The sequence below is a fragment of the Rhizobium terricola genome (genome assembly GCF_012927355.1).
Taxonomy (GTDB): Bacteria; Pseudomonadota; Alphaproteobacteria; order Rhizobiales; family Rhizobiaceae; genus Allorhizobium; species Allorhizobium terricola.
Window position 1 is genome coordinate 326,823 of the sequence record NZ_JABBGK010000003.1, and the last position, 22,186, is coordinate 349,008.

General features: G+C 62.7%; 22 protein-coding genes. 12 read left to right on the top strand and 10 right to left on the bottom strand.

Annotated features, from left to right (window positions below; translation table 11 throughout):
• Together HHL25_RS16510 and HHL25_RS16515 are read left to right on the top strand one after the other, a co-directional pair.
• A complete protein-coding gene (locus tag HHL25_RS16510; RefSeq protein ID WP_169593582.1) occupies positions 1 to 819 on the top strand; it encodes an ABC transporter permease in 819 nt (272 codons plus the stop codon).
• Between the two features lies 1 nt (position 820).
• On the top strand, positions 821 to 1,984 hold the full coding sequence (locus HHL25_RS16515; RefSeq protein ID WP_246701854.1) for a M20 aminoacylase family protein: 1,164 nt from the start codon (positions 821 to 823) through the stop codon (positions 1,982 to 1,984).
• A gap of 87 nt (positions 1,985 to 2,071) precedes the next feature.
• Here HHL25_RS16515 and HHL25_RS16520 read toward each other — a convergent pair whose 3' ends face one another.
• The 4 genes from HHL25_RS16520 to HHL25_RS16535 form a co-directional block, all read right to left on the bottom strand.
• Positions 2,072 to 5,272, bottom strand: coding sequence for an efflux RND transporter permease subunit (locus HHL25_RS16520; protein WP_169593584.1), 3,201 nt, complete (start codon positions 5,270 to 5,272; stop codon positions 2,072 to 2,074).
• Positions 5,269 to 6,252 carry an efflux RND transporter periplasmic adaptor subunit gene (locus HHL25_RS16525; protein WP_169593587.1) on the bottom strand — a complete coding sequence of 328 codons (984 nt, stop codon included), beginning with the start codon at positions 6,250 to 6,252 and terminating at the stop codon, positions 5,269 to 5,271. The genes HHL25_RS16520 and HHL25_RS16525 overlap by 4 nt, the downstream gene beginning before the upstream one ends.
• A 25-nt stretch (positions 6,253 to 6,277) precedes the next feature.
• On the bottom strand, positions 6,278 to 6,478 hold the full coding sequence (locus tag HHL25_RS16530; RefSeq protein ID WP_169593589.1) for a YgaP family membrane protein: 201 nt from the start codon (positions 6,476 to 6,478) through the stop codon (positions 6,278 to 6,280).
• Positions 6,479 to 6,610: 132 nt separating this feature from the next.
• The gene (locus HHL25_RS16535; RefSeq protein ID WP_169593591.1) at positions 6,611 to 7,483 is read right to left on the bottom strand and encodes a DMT family transporter; all 873 of its coding nucleotides are present in this window, start codon (positions 7,481 to 7,483) and stop codon (positions 6,611 to 6,613) included.
• A gap of 239 nt (positions 7,484 to 7,722) precedes the next feature.
• Here HHL25_RS16535 and HHL25_RS16540 point away from each other — a divergent pair, with 239 nt between their 5' ends.
• Positions 7,723 to 8,919 carry an MFS transporter gene (locus HHL25_RS16540; protein ID WP_169593593.1) on the top strand — a complete coding sequence of 399 codons (1,197 nt, stop codon included), beginning with the start codon at positions 7,723 to 7,725 and terminating at the stop codon, positions 8,917 to 8,919.
• 4 nt (positions 8,920 to 8,923) lie between these two features.
• Here the strand turns inward: HHL25_RS16540 and HHL25_RS16545 are convergent, their stop codons facing one another.
• Complete coding sequence (locus HHL25_RS16545) at positions 8,924 to 11,200, bottom strand: xanthine dehydrogenase family protein molybdopterin-binding subunit (protein ID WP_169593596.1); 2,277 nt, start codon at positions 11,198 to 11,200, stop codon at positions 8,924 to 8,926.
• A gap of 2 nt (positions 11,201 to 11,202) precedes the next feature.
• The gene (locus tag HHL25_RS16550; protein WP_169593598.1) at positions 11,203 to 11,661 is read right to left on the bottom strand and encodes a (2Fe-2S)-binding protein; all 459 of its coding nucleotides are present in this window, start codon (positions 11,659 to 11,661) and stop codon (positions 11,203 to 11,205) included.
• Between the two features lie 81 nt (positions 11,662 to 11,742).
• Here HHL25_RS16550 and HHL25_RS16555 point away from each other — a divergent pair, with 81 nt between their 5' ends.
• The 3 genes from HHL25_RS16555 to HHL25_RS16565 all read left to right on the top strand — a co-directional run bounded on the left by HHL25_RS16555 (position 11,743) and on the right by HHL25_RS16565 (position 14,404).
• Positions 11,743 to 12,330, top strand: coding sequence for a TetR/AcrR family transcriptional regulator (locus tag HHL25_RS16555; RefSeq protein ID WP_169593601.1), 588 nt, complete (start codon positions 11,743 to 11,745; stop codon positions 12,328 to 12,330).
• Positions 12,331 to 12,412: 82 nt separating this feature from the next.
• On the top strand, positions 12,413 to 13,663 hold the full coding sequence (gene ispG / locus HHL25_RS16560; RefSeq protein ID WP_169593603.1) for a flavodoxin-dependent (E)-4-hydroxy-3-methylbut-2-enyl-diphosphate synthase: 1,251 nt from the start codon (positions 12,413 to 12,415) through the stop codon (positions 13,661 to 13,663).
• Between the two features lie 78 nt (positions 13,664 to 13,741).
• Complete coding sequence (locus HHL25_RS16565) at positions 13,742 to 14,404, top strand: OmpA family protein (RefSeq protein ID WP_169593605.1); 663 nt, start codon at positions 13,742 to 13,744, stop codon at positions 14,402 to 14,404.
• 54 nt (positions 14,405 to 14,458) lie between these two features.
• Here the strand turns inward: HHL25_RS16565 and HHL25_RS16570 are convergent, their stop codons facing one another.
• Positions 14,459 to 15,103 carry a LysE family translocator gene (locus tag HHL25_RS16570; protein WP_169593607.1) on the bottom strand — a complete coding sequence of 215 codons (645 nt, stop codon included), beginning with the start codon at positions 15,101 to 15,103 and terminating at the stop codon, positions 14,459 to 14,461.
• A gap of 129 nt (positions 15,104 to 15,232) precedes the next feature.
• Positions 15,233 to 16,147, bottom strand: coding sequence for a polyprenyl synthetase family protein (locus HHL25_RS16575; protein WP_169593610.1), 915 nt, complete (start codon positions 16,145 to 16,147; stop codon positions 15,233 to 15,235).
• Between the two features lie 172 nt (positions 16,148 to 16,319).
• Between HHL25_RS16575 and mtgA the strand changes: the two genes are divergently transcribed.
• The 4 genes from mtgA (at position 16,320) to HHL25_RS16595 (ending at position 18,643) form a co-directional block, all read left to right on the top strand.
• A complete protein-coding gene (gene mtgA / locus HHL25_RS16580; protein WP_390624521.1) occupies positions 16,320 to 17,024 on the top strand; it encodes a monofunctional biosynthetic peptidoglycan transglycosylase in 705 nt (234 codons plus the stop codon).
• Between the two features lie 76 nt (positions 17,025 to 17,100).
• The gene (locus HHL25_RS16585; RefSeq protein ID WP_169593614.1) at positions 17,101 to 17,748 is read left to right on the top strand and encodes a glutathione S-transferase family protein; all 648 of its coding nucleotides are present in this window, start codon (positions 17,101 to 17,103) and stop codon (positions 17,746 to 17,748) included.
• 160 nt (positions 17,749 to 17,908) lie between these two features.
• A complete protein-coding gene (gene rpmF / locus HHL25_RS16590) occupies positions 17,909 to 18,094 on the top strand; it encodes a 50S ribosomal protein L32 (protein ID WP_169593616.1) in 186 nt (61 codons plus the stop codon).
• 141 nt (positions 18,095 to 18,235) lie between these two features.
• Positions 18,236 to 18,643 carry a hypothetical protein gene (locus tag HHL25_RS16595; protein WP_169593618.1) on the top strand — a complete coding sequence of 136 codons (408 nt, stop codon included), beginning with the start codon at positions 18,236 to 18,238 and terminating at the stop codon, positions 18,641 to 18,643.
• Between the two features lie 91 nt (positions 18,644 to 18,734).
• On the opposite strand, the gene phaR is transcribed toward HHL25_RS16595, so the two are convergent.
• Entirely contained in the window at positions 18,735 to 19,310 is a 576-nt protein-coding gene (gene phaR, locus HHL25_RS16600; RefSeq protein WP_169593620.1) for a polyhydroxyalkanoate synthesis repressor PhaR, read from the bottom strand.
• Between the two features lie 228 nt (positions 19,311 to 19,538).
• On the opposite strand from phaR, the gene HHL25_RS16605 reads away from it, so the two are divergent.
• Positions 19,539 to 20,720: an acetyl-CoA C-acetyltransferase gene (locus HHL25_RS16605; RefSeq protein WP_169593622.1), complete on the top strand. Its 1,182-nt coding sequence runs from the start codon at positions 19,539 to 19,541 to the stop codon at positions 20,718 to 20,720.
• Positions 20,721 to 20,862: 142 nt separating this feature from the next.
• Positions 20,863 to 21,588: a beta-ketoacyl-ACP reductase gene (phbB, locus tag HHL25_RS16610; RefSeq protein WP_169593624.1), complete on the top strand. Its 726-nt coding sequence runs from the start codon at positions 20,863 to 20,865 to the stop codon at positions 21,586 to 21,588.
• A 316-nt stretch (positions 21,589 to 21,904) separates the two neighbouring features.
• On the opposite strand, the gene HHL25_RS16615 is transcribed toward phbB, so the two are convergent.
• The gene (locus HHL25_RS16615; RefSeq protein ID WP_169593626.1) at positions 21,905 to 22,159 is read right to left on the bottom strand and encodes a glycine zipper domain-containing protein; all 255 of its coding nucleotides are present in this window, start codon (positions 22,157 to 22,159) and stop codon (positions 21,905 to 21,907) included.
• Positions 22,160 to 22,186 lie beyond the last annotated feature (27 nt).

The window sequence follows — 22,186 nt, forward strand, 5'->3', positions numbered from 1 at the left end:
ATGAGCGATATCGTGTCCGACGCACCCGCCGCCTACCAACCGCCGCGCGGCCGGCACCTGTTTGAACCGCATCGGCTGGCACTGATGGCCATCTTCGCCGTCCTCATCTTCTGTGTGGTGTGGTTCATGCGCTGGGACTGGCTGCCCAAATACCAGGGCCGGCTGATTGCAGGCGTCGGGCAAACCTTGCTGATGCTGTTTTCCACCGCGATCGTCGGCTTTCTGCTCGCCGTGCCGATCGGCCTTGTCCAGGTGGCTGGCCCGCGTCCGCTCGCCTGGCTCGCCAAGATATTCTGCACCCTGATCCGCGGCACGCCGCTGCTCCTGCAGCTGTGGCTGCTTTATTACGGCCTCGGCTCGCTCTTCGCCCAATACCCCGAGATCCGTTCCTCCTTTCTCTGGCCCTATCTGCGGCAGGCCTGGCCCTATGGCTTCACGGCCCTGATGCTGTCCTTTGCGGCCTATGAGGGCGAGGTGATGCGCGGTGCCTTTGCCGGGGTTCCGAAGGGTGAGCTCGAGGCGGCGCGCGCCTTCGGCATGAGCCGGTTCACGGCCTTCCGGCGCGTCTGGCTGCCGAGGGCCGTGCACCGGGCGCTGCCGACGCTCAATGGGGAGACCGTGCTGCAGCTCAAGTCGACGCCGCTGGTGGCGACGATCACCGTCATCGACGTCTATGCGGTGATCTCGAAAGTCCGGCAGGACACTTACCTCACTTACGAACCGCTGCTATTGCTGGCGCTCATCTATCTGTGCCTGACCGGGGTCCTCGTGACGGCGTTCAGGATGTTTGAAAACCGCATACCAACCCGTGGTGCCTGACATGACGATCCAATTTTCGAACTACATGGCCGAGGTCGTTGCGACCCGACACTATCTCCATCAGTATCCGGAAATCGGCCTCTCGGAGTTCAACACGTCCGACTACGTCGCCAGGCAGCTTGGGGCGCTGGGATACGAGGTGACGCGCGGGCTTGCAAAAACCGGCGTCGTCGCGACGCTGCGCTGCGGCACCAGCACCAGGAGCATCGGCATTCGCGCCGACTTCGATGCCCTGCCTATCCTTGAGGAAACCGGCCTCGAATACCAGAGCAAGAACCCCGGCATGATGCATGCCTGCGGGCATGACGGGCACACGGCGATGCTGCTGGGGGCTGCCAAGATCATTGCGGAACGCAAGAATTTCGACGGCGTGGTTCACCTGATCTTCCAGCCGGCCGAGGAAAATTTCGGCGGTGCCAAGATCATGATGGACGACGGACTCTTCGAAAAGTTCCCATGCGACGCCGTCTTTGCGCTTCACAACGATCCGACCATCCCGTTCGGCCAGTTCGCTCTTCGCGAGGGGCCGATCATGGCGGCCGTGGATGAATGCAAGATCACCGTCGACGGACGTGGCGGCCACGGCGCCGAGCCGCAGGATACGGCGGACCCGATCGTCTGCGGTGCCTCGATCATCATGGCGCTCCAGACGGTCGTGTCGCGCAACATCCATCCGATCGACCCGACGGTCATCACCGTGGGCGCCTTCCATGCCGGCGGCGCGAGCAACGTCATCCCCGAACGTGCCGAGATGCTGCTTTCCATCCGCTCCTTCGATCCGAAGGTGCGTGACCAGCTGGAAGAACGCATCCGGATGATCGCCGAGGGCCAGGCGGCGAGCTTCGGCATGGGCGTCACCATCGACTACCAGCGGGGCTACAACGCGACGATCAACCACAAGGATGAGACGGATTTCATCCGGACGCTGGCGACCCAATTCGCGGGGCCAGAAAAGGTCTTCGATCTGCCGCGTCCGACCATGGGCAGCGAGGACTTCGCTTACATGCTGGAAGAGCGGCCCGGCTGCTATTTCTTCGTCGGCACCCAGCGTACGGCGAACGATCCGCCGCTCCATCATCCGCGTTACGACTTCAACGACGACATCCTGCCGATCGGCACCAGTTTCTGGGTCGAGCTGACGGAGAAGTGGCTCGCCGCGAAATAAAGGCGCCCGCAGATCAGGCGCAAAAGAAAAGGCCCGGGAACGTGGTGTTCCCGGGCCTTTTCTTTTGCGCGTCGGCTTCGTGAAGTCTCAGGTTCTCAGGACCCTGTAGATTGCCGGGATGACGAGAACGGTCAGCAGCGTCGACGAGGCAAGTCCGAACAGCAGCGATATTGCCAGCCCCTGGAAGATCGGGTCCGTCAGGATGACCGCGGCACCGATCATGGCCGCGAGCGCGGTCAAGAGGATCGGCTTGAAGCGGATCGAGCCGGCCTCGATCAGGACTTCCGTCAGATCCCGATCCGGGGTCTTTGCATGGCGGATGAAGTCCACCAGCAGGATCGAGTTGCGCACGATGATGCCGGCAAGGGCGATGAAGCCGATCATCGAGGTCGCGGTAAAGGGCGCGTCAAACAACCAGTGTCCGCCGAGGATGCCGATGAAGGTCAGCGGGATGGGCGTCAGGATCACCAGCGGCACCTTGAACGAGCCGAACTGGGCGACGACCAGGATGTAGATGCCGAGCAGCGCGACCATGAAGGCGGCACCCATGTCGCGGAAGGTGACCCAGGTGACTTCCCATTCGCCGTCCCACAGGAGCACGGACTTGCTCTGGTCTGCCGGCTGGCCGTGGAGCGCTATTTCCGGCTTCGTGAGCCCCGTCCAATCCTGCTTGTCGAGTGCGTCCTGCACGGCAAGCATGCCGTAGAGCGGTGCTTCGAAGTCGCCTGCGAGCTCCGCCGTCACCATCTCGGCATAGCGGCCGTTGTGGCGGAAGATCGGGAAGGATGCCTTTTCCTCGTTGACGCGGATGACGTCGCCGAGTTCCACCACCGAGCGCGAGCCAGGCAGGAGATTGGCCGGGATCGGGGTCGACAGGAAGGTTTCGTCGAAGACCTTGGCGCCCTTGGGACGGCTGATGACGATCGGGATCGGCGCGCGGCCTTCGCCGCGATGCGAGTAGCCGAGCGTCGTCGAACCGTTGAGGATCGACAGCGTGTCGAAAACATCGCTTTCGGAGACGCCGAAGAAGTCGAGATCGTCACCCGAAATCGTGGCGCGCAGGCGGCTTGCCGGCTGGCCATAGCTGTCATCGACGTCGACGATGAACGGCACCGACTTGAAGGCAGCCTTGACCTTTTCCGCGGTGGCGCGGCGGGTGTCGGCGTCCGGGCCATAGACTTCGGCAAGCAGGGTTGCCATGACCGGCGGGCCGGGTGGCGGCTCGACGACCTTCAGCGAGGTCCCTTCGGGAACCTTCACTTCCGCGAGAAGGCGCTGGCGCAGGTCGAGTGCGATGTCATGGCTCGAGCGGTCGCGGTCCGACTTCGGCGTGAGGTTGATCTGAACGTCGCCCATATAGGTCGCCGAACGCAGATAGGCATGACGCACCAGGCCGTTGAAGTTGAAGGGGGCGGCGGTCGCGGCATGGGTCTGGACGCTCAGGACCTCGGGTGTGTCGAGGGCCACCTTGGCGACCGCCTGGGCGACGGCATCCGTCGTTTCGACCGAGGAACCTTCGGGAAGATCGATGGTGACCTGCAGTTCGGACTTGTTGTCGAAGGGCAGGAGCTTGACCGTGACGTCCTTGGTGTAGAACAGCGCCAGCGAGCCGAGCGTGGCGGCGCCAACCAGCAGCAGGAAGACCCAGCTGTTCTTCTTGGTCGCCAGGATCGGACCGGCGACCCGGGCATAGCCGGCGCCGAGAACGCCGCCGGTCGCGTGGGCGTCGTCATGGTGGAGCTTGGCCTTGCCGGCGATCTTCAGCATCAGCCACGGCGTGACGAGCACGGCGACGAAGAAGGAGAAGATCATCGCGGCCGAAGCATTGGCCGGGATCGGGCTCATATACGGGCCCATCATGCCGGAGACGAACATCATCGGCAGAAGCGCCGCGACGACGGTGAGGGTGGCCACAATGGTCGGGTTGCCGACTTCGGCGACCGCGTCGATCGCGGCCTCGCGCCGGTCCTTGCCGTCGTTGAAGCCCCAGTGGCGGGCGATGTTTTCGATGACGACGATCGCGTCGTCGACGAGGATGCCGATCGAGAAGATCAGGGCGAAGAGCGAGACGCGGTTCAGCGTGTAGCCCATCAGATTGGCAGCAAAGAGCGTCAGCAGGATGGTGACCGGAATGACGATCGCAACGACCAGCGCTTCGCGGCGGCCGATCGAAACCCAGACGAGGGCAATGATCGACAGCGTGGCAAGGCCGAGATGGAAGAGCAGCTCGTTTGCCTTCTCGTTGGCCGTCTCGCCGTAGTTGCGGGTGACTTCGACCGCCATGCTGTCGGGGATGAGGTTGCCCTTCAGCTCCTCGACGCGGTGCAGGATCTCCTCGGAGACCAGAACGGCATTGGCGCCAGCGCGCTTGGCGAGCGCGAGCGTCACGGCCGGCACGCGCTTCAGCTCGCCGTTCTCCGTCCGCGTGACGGTCGAGGCGCGGGCGTCGGCCGTGTCGGTGACGAAGGAAACGTCGGCCACGTCACGGACATAGACCGGACGGTTGTCACGGGTGGTGAGCAGCAGGTTGCCGATCTCGGTCGGGGTCGAGAGCGTTTCCCCGGCGACGAGTTCGATCTGCCGGCCGTCATTGCGCACCAGGCCAGTCGAGAAGGAACGATTGGCGGCGGTGACCTTGCCGGAAAGCTGCTGTAGCGTCATGCCGTAGAGCGCCAGCTTCTCGGGCTGGGGGGCGATCCGGATCGCATCACCGGTTTCGCCGACGAGGTAGCTCAGGCCGACATTGTCGATCTTGGCCATCTCGACGCGCAGTTGCCGGGCGATGCGGGTGAGTGCGGTCGAATCGACGTCGGCGCCCTTGTCGGCGGAAGGGGTCAGCGTCAGCGATACGATCGCCACGTCGTCGATGGTGCGGCCGACGACGAGCGGCTCGGGAATGCCGACCGGGATCGAGGCCATGTTGGCGCGGATCTTGTCATGGACGCGCAGGACCGCGGAATCGCCCGATGTACCGACGACGAAGCGGGCCGTCACCATGACCTGGTCATCGGAGGTCTGCGAGTAGACGTGTTCGACGTCGTTGATGCCCTTGATGATGGTCTCGAGCGGTTCGGTGACGAGCTTGACCGCGTCTTCGGCCTTCAGGCCGTCGGCGCGCACGATGATGTCGACCATCGGCACCGAGATCTGCGGCTCTTCCTCACGCGGCAGCGTCATCAGGGCGACAAGGCCGAGCGCAAAGGCGGCGAGCAGGAATAGAGGCGTGAGCGGTGAGGTGATGAAGCCCTTGGTCAGGCTTCCCGCAATGCCGAGACTGGGAACCTTCATGGCAGTACTACCTCGTCGCCGGCAGACAGGCCGGTCAGGATTTCCGTCATTTCCTTACCGTCGCGCAGGATCGGCTTCGCGGTGACGACCGCGCGCTCGACCGTGGCGTCGCCCGACTTGACTGTCACATAATCGACGCCGAAACGGCTCGTCAGCGCAGCAACCGGCAGCAAAAGCGCGTCCCGCTCGCCCACCGGTACGCGGACCAGAAGGCGCTTGTTGACGAAGGAGGCGGGCAGGTTTTCGACCTCGACATCGGCGATCACGCGGCCATTGTCGATTTCCGGATAGATCTTGGCGAGGCGGCCCTTGCTCTCGTGGCCGTTGCCGCTGTCGATCTCGATGGTGGCGTCCTGGCGGAGCAGATCGGAATGCCGCTCAGGGATCGCGAGCCGCAGGAAGAAGCCTCCACCACCGATCGTCGCAACCGGTTCACCGGCCATGATCACGGCGTCCCTGGTGACCGGAACAGTCAGGACCTTGCCGTCGGCCGGGGCGAGAACGGCGCCTTCCTTGCCCTGCTCGACGACGACGGAGCGCTGGGCCTCGGCGGCGGCGATCTGGTTGCGGACGACGTCGACCTGGGTCCGCAGGGCGTCGAGACGCTGGGCGGTGGTGACGCCGCGCTTGATCAGTTCCTCGCCGCGCGACAGTTCCGACTGGGCATTGTCGAGCGATGCCCGCAGCCCGAGCAACTGGGCCTCGATTGCGGCGATCTGGAAGTCGATCTTGTCGTCCTTGACGCTCGCGATGACGTCGCCAGCCTTGACGTTGTCGCCCTCGGTGACCTTGAGGTCGACGACGGTGCCCCCGATGCGCGCGCGGGCGGCGACGCTGTCACGCGCCTCCACGCGGCCATAGACTGCCTTCCATTCGAGCACCTTCACCTTGTCCAGGCGGATGGTTTCGGCTGCAAGGGAGCCGGTGGCGCCGAAGCAGAGGGCGAGGGCGGCGAAACGCGCAAGCGTCAAGGCGTTCATGGGTATTTCCTTCGGTTCTGGCCGCTCAGAATGCGGTGCCGGGACGAAAGCCGAGTTTCTTGAAGATCATCGCCGCGGGGCAGAAGCCGGTGAAGGCGGACTGCAACATGTTGGCGCCGATGAACACGGTGAACCAGATGAAAAGCGGGCTCACATAGACCGTCAGCAGGACGGACAGGAGAACCATTACGCCGGCAAAGGCCAGCACTGCACGGTCGAGGGACATGGGAAACCTCCAAACATATATATCTACATATATTCGTATATACGTTGGTTGCCGTCATAGCAAGCGCTATTTTCCGGATCGGCGGCGCCGTTCAGGCTGAAAGGACCATGAGAAAAGTCGTCGGGCGGTGCTTCAGGTCGCCTGCCGGCGCGCCACCAGGCGTTCACTGAAGATGATGATCAGGCCGGCGCTGCAGATCAGGGCCGCACCGAGGAAGACGTTCGCTGCGGGAACGTCACCCCAGATGGCATAGCCCAGCACGAAAGCCCAGACGAGAGAGGTGTATTCGAAGGGTGCGAGCACGGATATCGGTGCTTTGCGCATGCCTTCGAAAAAGGCGAGCTGGGCCACGCCGCCGATGATGCCCGTCGCCAGCGACAGGCCCAGTTCGGCAAGGCTGGGCTGGTGCCAGACCTGAAAGACCATGGTGCCGGTCAGGATCAGGAAGAAGCTGTTGGTGACCGTCATCTGAACCAGCGAGCGGGCGCCCATGGCGGTCCGACGCAAGAGGACCGTCGAGAACGCCCAGAGAAAAGCGGCCTGCAGCGCGAGATACACGGGGAAGGTGATCCGCAGTCCGATCGGATTGGTGGCGACCAGAACGCCGACGAAGCCGACGATGACCGCGGTCCAACGCGGGGCGGTCACACGTTCCTTGAGGATCGGTACCGCAAGCAGTGTCGCGACCACGGGGGCCGCATAGTAGAGCGTGGTGATCTCCGCGAGCTGCATGGTGCGGGCGGCGTTGTAGTAAGAGAGCCATGCCCCGAGCAGGAGGAAACTGCGGATCACCATCGGCTTGACGACCGGCGACGTCGCGGCTTCCCGAACCAGCGAAGGGCCGCCGAAGAGGAGGCAGCCTGCGAGAATGGTGACACTGCGGAAGAAAAGGATCTGCCAGACGGTCGTCGTCTCGACCAGCAGCTTGATGACCCCGTCATGCAGCGTGAAGAGGAAATAGGACAGGCTAGTCAGCAGGATGCCGAGGCCGACAGTGGTTTTCACGCATGCACCTGTGGAGACAATGAGGGGAGCGCGGGTTCTGCCGGAACAATCGACAGCCCGCGAAAGGAACGGCGCCATCTTTCTTTTTCCTCTCGGGCTGTCAATTGCATCATTTCAGGGTTCGCGGCAGTGCATGCCGGCCATTTCGCCGGGAAACAAAATGTGAGACGTGCATGGCGATTTCGCGGTTGTCGTTTCAATCGATTTAAATAAAGTGCCGCCCAATCGAGGAGTGGATCATGGCTGAAACGATCAACGACACCAACGCCGCGTCGAAGGGCGGCTATTTCACGAGGACGCGGGCGGCGGTTTCGCTTCTCTTCTTCGTGAACGGCCTGATGATGGGAGCGTGGGCGCCGAAGATTCCGGTCTTCGCCAAGGCCCTGTCGCTCAGTGAAGCGGACCTCGGCGTCATGCTGTTCGTCTTCGGCATCGGGTCGCTGGTGATGATGCCGGTTGCCGGCATGCAGATCGCCCGCTTCGGTTCGAGCGTCGTTGTTCAGGCCGCCGCGTTGCTCTTCATTCCCACGGTGATCGGCATCACCCTTGTCTCGTCGGTGCCGGCCGGGGTCGTGGCGATCTTCCTGTTCGGCGGGCTCGGCGGTGCCATGGATGTTGCCATGAATGCCAATGCGGTCGAAGTGGAGCGCTCGATGCGGCGCTCGATCATGTCGTCGTGCCATGCCTTCTGGAGCCTTGGCGGTTTGGTCGGCTCGGCCACCGGCGGGTTTCTGATCGCCCATGTCGGACCTATGGGGCATGCGCTTCTGGTGGCGGGGCTCGGCGTTCTCCTGTTCCTTGTCGCGCGCCCGATGATCCTTGCCGACCGGCCGCACCCGGCGGAGCGCCGTGAGCGCACCCGCCTGCCGCTTTCGCCGCTTCCCTGGCTGATCGGGATCATCGCACTGTTCTCGATGATCCCGGAGGGGGCAATCCTCGATTGGGGCGCGCTCTATCTTGGCAATGAATTGTCTGCCTCGACGGCGCTTTCAGGTTTCGCCTTTGCCGCCTTCTCGCTTGCGATGTCGGTGATGCGTTTTGCCGGCGACCTCGTGCGCGACCGGCTGGGTGCGGTTCTGACGCTCAGGCTGTGCACCGTCGCTTCTTTCGTGGGGCTGGTGATTGCCGGCCAGGCGCCGAACGTGACGATCGCGCTGATCGGTTTCGGAATCGCCGGCATCGGCATTTCCAACATGGTGCCGATCGCCTTCTCCGCCGGCGGCAACATCTCGGGCCTCGCGCCAGGGATCGGGCTGTCGGTCGTCACATCACTCGGTTACTCGGGCATCCTGTTTGCGCCGTCGGTGATCGGGTTCATCGCGGAATACACGTCGCTGTCGACCGTCTATACGGCCGTGTCACTGCTCAATCTGGTGGTGCTCGCGATGTCGGGACTTGCCCGCCACGCCGACAGGGTCGGCGAGGCGGCGCACTGATCGATCAGGCGAAGTCGACCTCTTTCGAGAAGGGTAGCGCCCGCAGCCGCTTGCCGGTCAGGGCGAAGATCGCATTGCCGAGCGCCGGCATCGACGGCGGCGTTCCGGGCTCGCCGGCGCCGCCCATGCGGTGGGCATTCTCGAGAAGCTCGACCTCGATCACCGGGCACTGGTTGATGCGCAGTGCATCATAGGCATGGAAATTGTTCTGCTCGACCACGCCCTCGGCAAAGGTGATTTGCTGGCCGATCGCGGCGGAGAGGCCGAACACGATGCCGGACATCATCTGCGCCTTGAAATTCTGCGGGTCGAGGACGATGCCGGGGTCGGCCGCGCACCAGACTTTCTCGATACGAATCGCGCCATCGGTCTCAGAGATTTCCACGACCTGCGCCACCCAGGTTCCGAAGGAAAGACCAAAGGCCAGCCCTCGGGCGCGGCCGGCGGCCGGGGGCGTTGACCAGCCGGACATTGCTGCCACCTTCTCCACGACCGCAAGAGCGACCGGGAAATCCTTCATCAGGGCGCGCCGGAGTTCGAGCGGGTCCTTTTTGCCGGCTCGCGCGATCTCGTCGATGAAGCTCTCGTGCATGAAGCAGTTGTAGGAGTACCCGACCGAGCGCCAGAAGCCGACGGGTACACCGACCGGCGCCTTGCGGCCATCGATCCGGTAGTTTTCGATGCCGTAGGGCTGGTTATAGGCGCCGTCGATCAGGGAATTGTCCGGTCCGCCCATCGGCACGTCAGGATAATAGCGGCCGACCGCGCTTGCGACCACCGAGGGCGCAGCGATAGAGCCGGTGAGCGCCTTCGGAAGGCCGGCGTCGTCGAGCACTGCCTTGTATCGCCCCTTAGCCACGGGTCGATAGGGGCCGTGGGTCATGTCTTCCTCACGCGTCCAGGTCACCTTGACGGGGCGTCCCTCGGCTTCCTTGGCAAGGCGGATCGCGTAGTCGGAGAAGTCGGGCTCGATGCGCCGGCCGAAGCCGCCGCCGAGGAAGGTGGTGTGGACCTTGATCTTTTCGGCCGGCAGCCCGGTGATGCGCGCGCCGACCACTTCGATCAACGTCGGTCCCTGGTTCGGCGCCCAGACTTCGAGCAGGCCGTCCTTCAGGCGCGCCGTCGCATTCATCGGCTCCATCGTCGCATGAGAGAGGAAAGGCGCATCATATTGCGCCTCGACCACCCTGTCGCGCGCGGCGTCGGCGAAAACGAGGTCCGGGTCTCCGAGGGTTCGAAGCGTGAAGAAGTCGGGACCCTCCAGTGTCCTGGCAAGGATCGCGTCGATGTCCGCCGAGCTCTTCGGGTTGGGGCCGGCTTCCCATTCCACGGTCACCGTTTCGGCTGCCCGGAAAGCGCGCCAGGTGTTGTCGGCGATCACGCCGATACCCTGGCCATAGGGGCTGTCGATCGCGATCACCTTCCGCACCCCGGGCATGGCGAGGGCGGCGGCAGCGTCGAAGGATTTCATCCGTCCGCCCGGGCTCGGGTTTATCCGCACGGTTCCGTAGAGCATGTCGGGGAGCGTGACATCGACGCCGAAGATCGGCGCGCCCGTCACCTTGGCCCGCATGTCCTTGCGCGGCTGCGGTTTGCCGAGGATCTTCCACTCCTTGCGATCGCGCAGCGCAATGCCGGAGGGCGGTTCGATTGCCGCCGCGTCGAGCGCTAGTTCTGCGTAAGTAAGGCTGCGGCCGGAAGCCGGGTCGCTGACGACGCCTTCGAAGGTCTTCAGGGTCGAGGACGCGACCCCGAGCTTGCGGGCTGCCGCTTCCTTCAGTGATTCGCGCGCCGCCGCGCCGGCATAGCGCATCTTCTCGAAGCCATCTGCCATCGAGGTCGAGCCGCCGGTGAACTGCAGGGCCACGAACTTTGCGACGACCTTCATCGCGGCGCGCAGGCTTTCGGCGACCATGCCCTCGTCGAATTGCGGGAGAGGTGCGCCTTCGCTCAATGCAGCGGCATTGTAGTAGGCAGGCGAGGAGGGGCCGTGCTCGATCGAAACCTGGTCGAGGCGAAGGTCGAGCTCCTCGCAGACGAGCGCGGCAAGGGTCGTGTAGCTGCCCTGACCCATCTCGGCGCGCGGAGCGATGACAGTGATCCGGCCGTCGCTGCCGATCTTCACATAAGGATTGAAGGTGGCCTCCCCGGATGCCAGCTCCTCGGAAAGGGGATTGGCGAAGGGTTTCCGGTAGCTGTAGTAGCCGAAGGCGACCCCGCCGGCGACGGCGGCGGCGCCGAACAGGAAGGTGCGGCGGGCAATCTTTCCAATCCGGGACATCATCAGGCTCCCGTGACTTGGGTTGCGGCGCGGTGGATCGCGGCCCGGATGCGCGGATAGGTGCCGCAGCGACAGAGATTGCCGGCCATGGCTTCATCAATGTCGGCGTCACTGGGCGAGGGGTTGGCTTCCAGAAGGGCGACCGCATTCATGATCTGGCCGGCCTGACAATAGCCGCACTGTGCGACCTGCTCGTCGATCCAGGCCTGTTGCACGGGATGGAGGACGTCGCCGTTTGCCAGCCCGTCGATCGTTCGCACTTCAGATGTCACGTCGGCTGCCGCCACCTGGCAGGAGCGGACGGCCTCGCCGCCGATGATGACCGTGCAGGCTCCGCAGAGCCCTGCTCCGCAGCCGAATTTGGGTCCCTTGATGTCGAGGATGTCGCGCAGCGCCCAGAGGAGGGGCATGTCCGGTTCGACCTCGAGGCTCAATGCTTTTCCATTGACGATCAGGTTCACTTCGTCCTCCCGCTGCACTAGGGTCACATCTTGTAATCAATGCATCGTGACAAAATAACAAAATATGTCAGAATGTCAAACATGGACGATCTGAAGACCGACTCCAAGCGCGCGGCCATTCTGGAGCAGGCCTTTGCCGCCTTTACGACCTATGGCTACAAGCGCACGACGATGGACGACATCGCCCGCGCTGCCGGCCTGTCGCGCCCTGCGCTCTATCTCTTCTATCGCAACAAGGGCGACATTTTCCGTGCCAGCATGAGTGTCATGATGGCAGAGATGCGGGGAAACGTCGCCCGCTGTTTCGAAGGGGAGGGCGGCGCCCTCGGAAAAGTCAACGAAGCGCTCAACGAAGCGATCGTGCGTCCGTACCGCCAGATCGCCGACACGCCCCATGGGGCGGAGATCTTCGACGCCAAGGACGAATTCGCCAGCGACCTTTTCCTCGAATGGATCAATGCCGTGGAGGACGAGATCTCGGCCGGTCTGGAAATCGAGGAGGCCGCCGGCCGGATCGATCTCGCCGGCGCCGGGGTTGCTCCCCGGCTCTTGGCTTCACTGCTTCTTGATGCGACGGAGGGCATGAAAATGCGTATGCCGGACATGGATGTCGTCTCGGCCAAGCTCGCCGATCTAGTCCGCCTGTTGATCGGGCCCTATGCACGTTGACCGTGCTTTAGCATGCAGTTGACAAGGGGACGGGTTTGATCCACCTGATTTCTGACATTTTCCTGCCGTTCAAGGGCATTCCATGACTTCAGCAGACGAATTCGATCCCAAGCCGCGCCACCAGACCGTTGCCGTTGATGTCGGCGGCGTGATCGTCGGCGGCGGCGCGCCCGTCGTCGTGCAATCGATGACCAACACCGATACGGCCGATGTCGATGCGACCGTCAGACAGGTGGCCGAGCTTCACAAGGCGGGCTCCGAGATCGTGCGCATCACGGTGGATCGCGACGAGAGTGCCGCCGCAGTTCCAAAAATCCGCGAGCGTTTGCTCAGGCTCGGCATCGACGTGCCGCTGGTCGGCGATTTCCACTATATCGGCCACAAGCTTCTCGCCGACCATCCTGCCTGCGCAGAAGCGCTCGCCAAGTACCGCATCAATCCTGGCAATGTCGGCTTCAAGGACAAGAAGGACAAGCAGTTCGCCGACATCGTCGAGATGGCGATCCGCTACGACAAGCCAGTGCGCATCGGCGTCAACTGGGGGTCGCTCGACCAGGAACTGCTGACCCGGCTGATGGACAAGAACCAGGCGGAGGGTTTTCCGCTGTCGGCGCGCCAGGTGACGCGCGAGGCGATTGTGCAGTCCGCACTGCTGTCGGCGGAACTGGCCGAGGAAATCGGCCTGCCGCGTTCGAAGATCATCCTCTCGGCGAAGGTTTCGCAGGTCCAGGACCTGATTGCGGTCTATTCGATGATGGCCCGCCGCTCCGATCATGCGCTGCATCTCGGCCTTACCGAGGCCGGCATGGGGTCGAAGGGCATCGTCGCCTCCTCGGCGGCCATGGGCTTTGTCCTGCAGCAGGGCATCGGCGACACCATCCGCGTTTCGCTGACCCCTGAACCGAACGGCGACCGCACCCGCGAGGTGCAGGTGGCGCAGGAACTGCTGCAGGTCATGGGCTTCCGCCAGTTCGTTCCGGTCGTTGCCGCCTGTCCCGGTTGCGGGCGCACCACCTCGACCATATTCCAGGAGCTTGCCCAGCGCATCCAGGACGACATCCGCAAGAACATGCCGGTCTGGCGCGAGAAATATCCGGGTGTCGAAGGGCTCAACGTCGCGGTGATGGGCTGCATCGTCAACGGACCGGGCGAGAGCAAGCATGCCGACATCGGCATCTCGCTGCCGGGTACCGGCGAAAGCCCGGCGGCTCCGGTGTTCATCGACGGCCAGAAGGCGATGACGCTGCGCGGTCCGAACATCGCATCGGATTTCGAGGCACTCGTCATCGATTACATCGAAAAGCGCTATGGTCGAAAGAGTGCCGCCGAGTAAGATCGGGGGCATGCAACTTCATAATGCCGCAATTCGGCTGTTGACGGAAATCAGACCTTTCCTGGAGTTTGTCCGACAATGATCAAGAAGCTCTCGATTCTCGCGCTTGCCGCGATCTATCTCACCGCCTGCACGACGACCGATCCCTATACCGGCGAGCAGAAGGTGTCGAACACGGCCGGCGGCGCCATGCTAGGCGCGGCTGCGGGCGCGCTTGGTGGTCTTGCCGTCGGCGGTGGCGGCCGCGAGGGTCGCAATGCGGCGCTGATCGGCGCCGGCATCGGCGCACTGGCCGGCGGCGCGATCGGCAACTACATGGATCGCCAGGAGTCCGAGCTGCGCGCGCAGTTGCAGGGCACCGGCATCTCGGTTACCCGCATGGGCGACCGCATCATCCTCAACATGCCGTCCAACATCACCTTTGCGACGGACCAGTATGCGGTTATGCCGCAGTTCTATCCGACGCTGAATTCGGTTGCTGTCGTGCTGAACAAATTCAACCAGACCCTGATCGATATTAACGGTCACACGGATTCGACCGGCAGTCTGGCGCACAACCAGGAACTTTCGCAAAACCGCGCGCAGTCGGTGGCGAACTATCTGTTCAGCCAGGGGCTGGACGGGCGCCGTGTCTCGGCCATGGGCTTCGGACCGAACGAGCCGGTCGCGTCGAACGCCACTCCCGAAGGCCGTGCGCAGAACCGCCGCGTCGAGATCCAGATCGCGCCGATCAAGGCCTGATCGGACCAAAGACCGGACAATTTGCGAAAGCGCTGCCCCTTGGGTGGCGCTTTTTCATATCCGGGTGGCGAGCAGCTTTATCCCGGCCGCCGCGAACAGCACGCCCAAGGTCGCGTCGATGCCCCGGCGGGCGGCGCGATAGACGCGGAAGGCGCGTGCCGTCGAGAACAGGATGGCGTAGCCGGTAAAGACCGTCATGCCGGTGAGCAGGCAGCCGCCGACGATGAAGGCGACGGCCTGGGCCGAGGCATTGGCGGGAAGCCCGAGCGAGATGATGGCGACCCAGGCGAAGATCGCCTTGGGATTGGTGAGATGAATGGCATAGCCGAGCAGGAAGATGCGCCTCAGACTGCGTTTCTCCGGATTGCCGGTTGCCGGCAGGATGTGGTCGTCCTTGCGTGATGCCGAACGAAGGGCCTTTGCGGCGAGATAGAGCAGGTAGAGGCCCCCGGCGATCTTCACCATTTGCAGGAAGCCGGCATATTGTGTGAGAAGGGCGGCAAGGCCGATCGAGGCTGCCATGGCCCAGGTGAAGGATCCCGCAAAGACGCCGGCCGCCATGGCAAGCCCTGCGCGCCGTCCGTCGCAGATCGAGGTCGACACGATTGCCATGATCGCCGGGCCGGGGCTGATGACGGCGACCAGGTAGACGAGATAGGCCGCAACGATCTGCGGCAGATGTTGGGTGATGTCATTCATGGTCGGCGCCCCTCCTCGTTCGGTCGACGAGGAGCAAGACTAGCTCGACCAGGCTCTCCAAACACGTCAGTAGTTTTGATTGCGACCTATCGGCGATTGATGGGTTTGTCCCCCGACGCGTTCGGCCGTTCAGCTTTTGCGATTGGCGACGAAGCGGGCGGCTTCGGTCAGTGTCTGTGCCTTGTCGCCATAGACGGCGATCAGAGCCGTCGCCTCGCCAACCAGTCTGTCGAGTTCTTCTTCTGCCCAGGCTTGCCCTTTCAGCGCGACGAGCGTGCCTTTCCCGCGGGCTGCATCCTTGCCGGCCGCCTTGCCGAGGGTTGCCGCATCGGAGGTGAGGTCGAGCAGGTCGTCGGCAAGCTGGAATGCGCGGCCGACAATCTCCCCGAAGCGGCGCATGCGGTCGCGATCGGCAGCCGGTGCACCGGCGATGATGGTGCCGGCCTCGCAGGCGAACCGGATCAGGGCACCGGTCTTCATCGCCTGCAGTGTGATGATGCCGGCTTCATCTGGAGCCTGCTTTTCGGCCGCGAGATCGAAAGCCTGGCCGCCGGCCATTCCTCCGATGCCAGCGGCGCGCGAAAGGGCGAGCACGAGCTCGGTCTTGGCCCGGTCCGTCAGGTCGGTTTCCGGGTCGGCGATGATGTCGAAGGCATAGGTTAGCAAGCTGTCGCCGGCGAGGATCGCGGTCGCCTCGTCATAGGCGATGTGGACCGTCGGCTGGCCGCGCCTGAGGTCGTCGTCGTCCATGGCCGGCAGGTCGTCGTGAACGAGCGAATAGCTGTGCAGGCATTCGAGCGCGCAGCCGACGCGCAGTGCAGCCGCGCTGTCACCGCCGAAGAGTGCCGCGCTTTCGACGACGAGAAAGGGACGCAGGCGTTTTCCGCCGTTCAATGCTCCGTGGCGCATGGCGTCCAAGAGGCGTGCGGGCCTTGTGATTTCCTGCGGGCGTGGTTCGGCGGAGAGGAGCTCCATCAACAGCGTTCCGGTCTGTCGGGCCGATGCCAGGAGTTTCGTTTCGAAGGGAGTGACTTGCGCGTTCATGGCCGCTTTCTTGGCATGCGTCCGACAGGCTGGCAACGGTAAACTGGCTGGAAAAGCGGCTGTCCCGATCCGTGCGGTCTGGCTATCATTCATCAAGGCCGCTAAGAGAGACAAGCACTCGAAGAGACCGGACAGACCCTCCTTGGCGGAAGACAGCGATATCGGGAACGAAATCGAGGACGACGGGTCCGCAAGGCGGCGGCCGGTCGACCTGTTGCGCAAGCTGCTGCGCACAGCGCTCGTGCTGCTCGTTCTGCCCTATGCCCTGATCGTCGTCTATCGGATCGACTTCATTCATCCGGTCTCGACGCTGATGCTCGCCGATCTCGTCACCTTTCAGGGTTACGACAGGCGATGGGTCGATTTCGAAGATATCTCGCCCAATGTCGTGCGTGCCGTCATGATGTCGGAAGACGGCCAGTTCTGTTTCCATAGCGGGGTCGACTGGGAACAGATGAAGGGCGTGGTCGATGACGCGCTTTCCGGCCAGACGACCCGCGGTGCGAGCACCATTCCCATGCAGGCGGTCAAGAACCTCTATCTCTGGAATAGCCGGTCGATGGTTCGGAAGGGGTTGGAGCTCCCGCTCGCCATGGTCGCCGATGCGATCTGGCCAAAGGAACGGATGATGGAGATCTATCTCAACATCGCCGAATGGGGGCCGGGAATCTACGGGATCGAGGCCGCTGCGCGACATCATTTCAAGACCTCCGCGGCCAAGCTGACCTCTGCCCAGGCGGCGCTCCTTGCCGTTTCTCTTCCCAATCCGATCGAGCGTGTGGCGGGGAAGCCCGGCAAGGGCATGAAACGTCTTGCCAACGTCGTCGACCGACGCGCCAAGCGTTCGGGCGCATACATCAAATGCCTTTATGAATGACGTTTGAAAGTTTGGTTGGTGCGAAGGCCGATCGCCCCCTATCCTCGAGCAAGACGAGCCAATCGGGAGCGCGACGGTGGAACCTTTCATTCTCTATATCGGCAACAAGAATTACTCCTCGTGGTCATTCCGCCCTTGGGTGGCGCTGACCGGCTGCAACATCCCCTTCGAGGAAAGGCTCATTCCCTTCGATTTCGATGCGGGCAATCCAAAATTCCGGGAGATTTCGCCGACTGGCCGCGTGCCGGTGCTTCATCACGGCGGCTTGAGGGTCTGGGAATCGCTGGCGATCATCGAATACGCGGCGGAGTTGTTTCCGGAGGCCGGCCTGTGGCCGGAAGACATCGGCGACCGGGCCATGGCGCGGTCGATCTCGATGGAAATGCTCTCGGGTTTCCGCGCTCTGCGCGGCGCCTGCCCGATGAACATCCGGCGGGAGGTCCGCTCGATCGAGTTGCCCGACGGGGTGACGGACGACGTCGCCCGCATCGAAACCATCTGGCGCGACATGCGCAAGCGTTCGGGAGGGCCGTTCCTGTTCGGCGCCTTCTCCGCGGCAGACGCGATGTTCGCGCCGGTGGTCAACCGTTTCAGGGTCTATGATCTGGCGAAGTCCAATGATACGCTCGATTACATGGCGGCGATCGAGGCCCATCCTGCATGGATCGCCTGGCGCGAAGCCGCACTCGCCGAAACCTGGATCGTGCCGGAGGATGAGGCCTGAGCGGCGATGCGCCCGGCCGGGTCGGAAAAAAATGACTCAGGGACTGGTCAAAGCCCTGCAGGGCATGTATAAGCGCGCCAAATTCCGAGATCGAGACAGGTACTGTTCGGCCTCATCCGGCCGCGGAAACCTGTTTTGCCCGTCATGTGGAGTAAGTTAAATGGCTGTACCGAAAAGAAAAACAAGCCCGTCCAAGCGCGGTATGCGCCGTTCTGCTGACGCGCTGAAGGCTCCGACCTACGTCGAAGACAAGAATTCCGGCGAACTGCGCCGTCCGCACCATATCGACCTCAAGACCGGTATGTACCGCGGCCGTCAGGTTCTGACCGTCAAGGAAAACGCATAACATCCGAATTTTCGGATGACTTTTTTAAGGCCGGCATTTTGCCGGCCTTTATTTTTTCAAGGTATTTGAATTAAATCGCGACCTCGACCGCTTGCCCAACGGTAGGCGTCCCCCCACGCTCCGTCGATCGAGGACATGTCCATGCTTGCTGCCATTCCGTTGATGATCGTGCCACTGGTTCTCTACAACCTCGCCATGATCGGTGCCTTCGGCGGCGGGGGCGTCGCAGTCCTTTCCGACCAGCTCATGGCGCAGTCGATGTTGTCCGGTGCCGTCTGGACGCTGTCGGTCGGCGATGCGCTCATTCTTGCCGCGCTGGCGGTTCTGTTCGTCGAAATCCTCAAGGCGACCCGCAACAGCTCCGGTTCCTTGCTGAACCACATGCTGTCGATGCTGGTGTTCATCGCCTTCCTTGTCGAGTTCCTGCTGGTCAAGGGGGCTGCCACGCAGACCTTCTTCATCCTGATGACGATCGCGTTGATCGATGTGATCGGTGGTTTTGCTGTCTCGATACGATCGGCCGGGCGCGACGTTTCGATCGGTCTCTGAGCCTAGTCGGGCTCTGATCTGCAGATGTGAAAAAAAGGCAGGGTTTCCCCTGCCTGTCATGGTCGTGCGACGGGATGCGTTGACGGCGATCTCAAAGATTGTCGAGCTTGCTCTGCAGCGTGCGCAGCTGCTCCTTCAGCTCGTCGATGTCCTTGGCTTCGGCCTTCTTGCTTTCCTTGGCCGGCTGGGCGCCGAGGAAGGGCGAGAACATCTGCATGGCCTGGTGGAACATATCGGTGTTGCGCTTGACCTGTTCCTCCATCAGCTGGATCGGCATCTGCAGGTTCTTGCTCAGTGGCGTGTCCCCGAAGGCCTTGGTCATCTGCTCGCGCATCTGGACCTGCTGTTCGGTGAAGGCCTTCATCGAATGTTCGAGGAAGCTCGGCACGACCATCTGCATCTGGTCGCCATAATAACTGATCAGCTGGCGGAGGAAGGAAATCGGCAGCAGCGTGTTGCCGGTCTTCGACTCCTGCTCGAAAATAATCTGGGTCAATACGGAATGGGTGATGTCTTCTCCCGACTTCGCGTCCTGGACCGTGAACTCCTCACCCTTCTTGACCATCTTGGCCAGGTCTTCCAGCGTTACGTAGGTGCTGGTGCCCGTATTGTAGAGGCGTCGATTGGCATATTTCTTTATGACGATCTCGCCATCGGCTTTGGCCATTTTTGTCTCCTAACCCCGTTGTTTTTGTGGATTTTTGCTCTTCCCGCAGTGAGTGTAAACGCAAAAGAAGGCTGGTGACAATCTCTTTGTGCAATGCGGTACCCGCATTTGACGAAACTCAAGAAGATGCAACTAAGGAACGAAACATCAGTCGCTCTTCGTGTTTGACTCGGAGGGAAAGCTTTGCCAGTTTCATCACCAAAGCGAAAAATATCCGAGGAGACCTCCATGAGCAGTTCATCCATCGTCATCGCCAGCGCGGCCCGTACTGCGGTGGGGTCCTTCAACGGTGCCTTCGCCAATGTGCCGGCTCATGATCTCGGGGCAACGGCCATCAAGGGCGTGCTGTCGCGGGCCGGCGTCGACGCCAAGGAAGTGGATGAAGTCATCCTCGGCCAGGTGCTTTCCGCCGGCGCCGGACAGAATCCGGCGCGCCAGGCCGCGATGAAGGCCGGCATTCCGCAGGAAGCAACCGCCTGGGGCATGAACCAGCTTTGCGGCTCGGGGCTGCGCGCGGTCGCGCTCGGCATGCAGCAGATCGCCACCGGCGATGCAAAGATCATCGTCTCGGGCGGCCAGGAGTCGATGTCGATGGCCCCGCATTGTGCGCACTTGCGGGCGGGTACGAAGATGGGCGACCTGAAGATGGTCGACACGATGATCAAGGACGGCCTGACCGACGCCTTCTACGGTTATCACATGGGCGTCACCGCCGAGAACGTTGCGCGTCAGTTCCAGCTCACCCGCGACGAACAGGATGCGTTCGCGCTGGCGTCGCAGAACAAGGCGGAGGCGGCACAGGTTGCTGGCCGGTTCAAGGACGAGATCGTTCCGGTCGTCGTGCCGGGTCGAAAGGGCGATGTCACGATCGACGCCGACGAATACATCCGCATCGGCGCAACGCTCGACAGCATGACCAAGCTTCGTGCGGCCTTCGACAAGGAAGGCACGGTCACTGCCGGTAACGCGTCGGGCATCAACGACGGTGCGGCCGCAGCGCTGTTGATGAGCGAGGCCGAGGCGTCGCGCCGCGGTATCACTCCGCTCGTTCGCATTGCCTCCTGGGCCACGGCCGGCGTCGATCCGCAGATCATGGGTACCGGGCCGATCCCGGCCTCTCGCAAGGCCCTGGAAAAGGCCGGCTGGAAGATTTCCGATCTCGACCTGGTCGAGGCCAACGAAGCCTTCGCGGCCCAGGCCTGCGCGGTCAACAAGGATCTCGGCTGGGACACGTCGATCGTCAACGTCAATGGCGGTGCGATCGCCATCGGTCACCCGATCGGCGCCTCCGGCGCCCGCATCCTCAACACGCTGGTGTTCGAAATGAAGCGCCGCGGCGCAAAGAAGGGTCTTGCGACCCTCTGCATCGGCGGCGGCATGGGCATTGCCATGTGCCTCGAGGCGCTCTGAACGGGAAAAGACGGTCCGGAGGAGGGCGGTGGCAGTGCCACCGCGTCCGAGGCTGAACTGCATGTCATAAAACTGCACTACCAACGGCTCCGTCAGAAGAGCCGGTGGGCGGAGAAAGTTTACACTGAGGGGAGATCAGGACATGAGCAGAGTGGCATTGGTAACGGGAGGAACCCGGGGCATCGGAGCGGCGATCTCGACCGCGTTGAAAGCCGCGGGCTATCGGGTCGCGGCGAACTACGCCGGCAATGACGAAAAGGCGAAGGCCTTCGAGGCCGAGACGGGCATTCCCGTCTTCAAGTGGGATGTGTCCGACTACCAGGCCTGCGCAAGCGGCATTGCCAAGGTGGAGGCGGAGATCGGCCCGGTCGAGGTGCTGGTCAACAATGCGGGCATTACCCGGGATGCGATGTTCCACAAGATGACGCCCGAACAATGGAACGAGGTCATCAACACCAATCTTACCGGGGTGTTCAACATGACCCATCCGGTATGGTCCGGGATGCGCGACCGCAACTTCGGTCGCGTGATCACCATATCGTCGATCAACGGCCAGAAAGGCCAGATGGGTCAGGCGAACTATTCTGCAGCCAAGGCCGGCGATCTCGGCATCACCAAGGCGCTTGCCCAGGAAGGTGCGGCCAAGGGCATCACGGTCAATGCCGTCTGCCCGGGCTATATCGGTACCGAGATGGTGCGGGCGATCCCCGAAAAGGTGTTGAACGAGCGGATCATTCCCCAGATCCCAGTAGGGCGTCTCGGCGAACCGGAAGAGATCGCTCGCATCGTGGTTTTCCTCGCCTCGGACGATGCCGGCTTCATCACCGGTTCGACGATCTCTGCGAATGGTGGCCAGTTCTTCGTGTGACTTTCGCAGGCGGACGCGAGGTCATCAAAGGCCGGTCCTTCGGGGCCGGCCTTTTTTCATGCCGCCATGGCGAAGGTTAACATTCGTGCGGGCCTTGAGTGCCCGAAATCCTAATATCCACGGTTTCCTATGGTTAACAGATTGTTATTCCACAATATATGGTGATGAACAAAACGGGAAACATTGGCCGTAACCGATTCGTCGCCGATTCGTTCCGGCTTTGATCGAGGGGTTAACGGCAAGGCACTTTGCCGAACGTCAAAAGGCCGCCGGTGGGGGCATCCGGCGGCCTTCTGGGAGCATCGCTGCGGCGTGTTCAGCGGCAGCGTGCCTCATAGGTGCGTCCGTAGCGGTCGCGATAGACGCAGTAGCCGGACCGTTCCTGTGACTGGCCAATCAGGGCGCCTGCGGCTCCGCCGACAACGGCCCCGACGGCAGCGCCGCCGACCGAATTGGTGGCCACACCACCGATCACGGCGCCGGAGGCGGCACCGATGGAGGCACCTCGTTCGGTCGCCGTGCACGATGCCAGCGGAGCGATGAGGGCAAGTGCAAGAAGTGTCTTTTTCATCGTCGTTTTTCCTCTTCGGTTTCGACT

What these genes read in the sequence shown, in the direction of transcription:
- HHL25_RS16510 (WP_169593582.1), top strand. Translation starts at nt 1, where the DNA reads ATGAGCGATATCGTGTCCGACGCACCCGCCGCCTACCAACCGCCGCGC.
- HHL25_RS16515 (WP_246701854.1), top strand. Translation starts at nt 821, where the DNA reads ATGACGATCCAATTTTCGAACTACATGGCCGAGGTCGTTGCGACCCGA.
- HHL25_RS16520 (WP_169593584.1), bottom strand. Translation starts at nt 5,272, where the DNA reads ATGAAGGTTCCCAGTCTCGGCATTGCGGGAAGCCTGACCAAGGGCTTC.
- HHL25_RS16525 (WP_169593587.1), bottom strand. Translation starts at nt 6,252, where the DNA reads ATGAACGCCTTGACGCTTGCGCGTTTCGCCGCCCTCGCCCTCTGCTTC.
- HHL25_RS16530 (WP_169593589.1), bottom strand. Translation starts at nt 6,478, where the DNA reads ATGTCCCTCGACCGTGCAGTGCTGGCCTTTGCCGGCGTAATGGTTCTC.
- HHL25_RS16540 (WP_169593593.1), top strand. Translation starts at nt 7,723, where the DNA reads ATGGCTGAAACGATCAACGACACCAACGCCGCGTCGAAGGGCGGCTAT.
- HHL25_RS16545 (WP_169593596.1), bottom strand. Translation starts at nt 11,200, where the DNA reads ATGTCCCGGATTGGAAAGATTGCCCGCCGCACCTTCCTGTTCGGCGCC.
- HHL25_RS16555 (WP_169593601.1), top strand. Translation starts at nt 11,743, where the DNA reads ATGGACGATCTGAAGACCGACTCCAAGCGCGCGGCCATTCTGGAGCAG.
- ispG (WP_169593603.1), top strand. Translation starts at nt 12,413, where the DNA reads ATGACTTCAGCAGACGAATTCGATCCCAAGCCGCGCCACCAGACCGTT.
- HHL25_RS16565 (WP_169593605.1), top strand. Translation starts at nt 13,742, where the DNA reads ATGATCAAGAAGCTCTCGATTCTCGCGCTTGCCGCGATCTATCTCACC.
- HHL25_RS16570 (WP_169593607.1), bottom strand. Translation starts at nt 15,103, where the DNA reads ATGAATGACATCACCCAACATCTGCCGCAGATCGTTGCGGCCTATCTC.
- HHL25_RS16575 (WP_169593610.1), bottom strand. Translation starts at nt 16,147, where the DNA reads ATGAACGCGCAAGTCACTCCCTTCGAAACGAAACTCCTGGCATCGGCC.
- rpmF (WP_169593616.1), top strand. Translation starts at nt 17,909, where the DNA reads ATGGCTGTACCGAAAAGAAAAACAAGCCCGTCCAAGCGCGGTATGCGC.
- HHL25_RS16595 (WP_169593618.1), top strand. Translation starts at nt 18,236, where the DNA reads ATGCTTGCTGCCATTCCGTTGATGATCGTGCCACTGGTTCTCTACAAC.
- phaR (WP_169593620.1), bottom strand. Translation starts at nt 19,310, where the DNA reads ATGGCCAAAGCCGATGGCGAGATCGTCATAAAGAAATATGCCAATCGA.
- HHL25_RS16605 (WP_169593622.1), top strand. Translation starts at nt 19,539, where the DNA reads ATGAGCAGTTCATCCATCGTCATCGCCAGCGCGGCCCGTACTGCGGTG.
- phbB (WP_169593624.1), top strand. Translation starts at nt 20,863, where the DNA reads ATGAGCAGAGTGGCATTGGTAACGGGAGGAACCCGGGGCATCGGAGCG.
- HHL25_RS16615 (WP_169593626.1), bottom strand. Translation starts at nt 22,159, where the DNA reads ATGAAAAAGACACTTCTTGCACTTGCCCTCATCGCTCCGCTGGCATCG.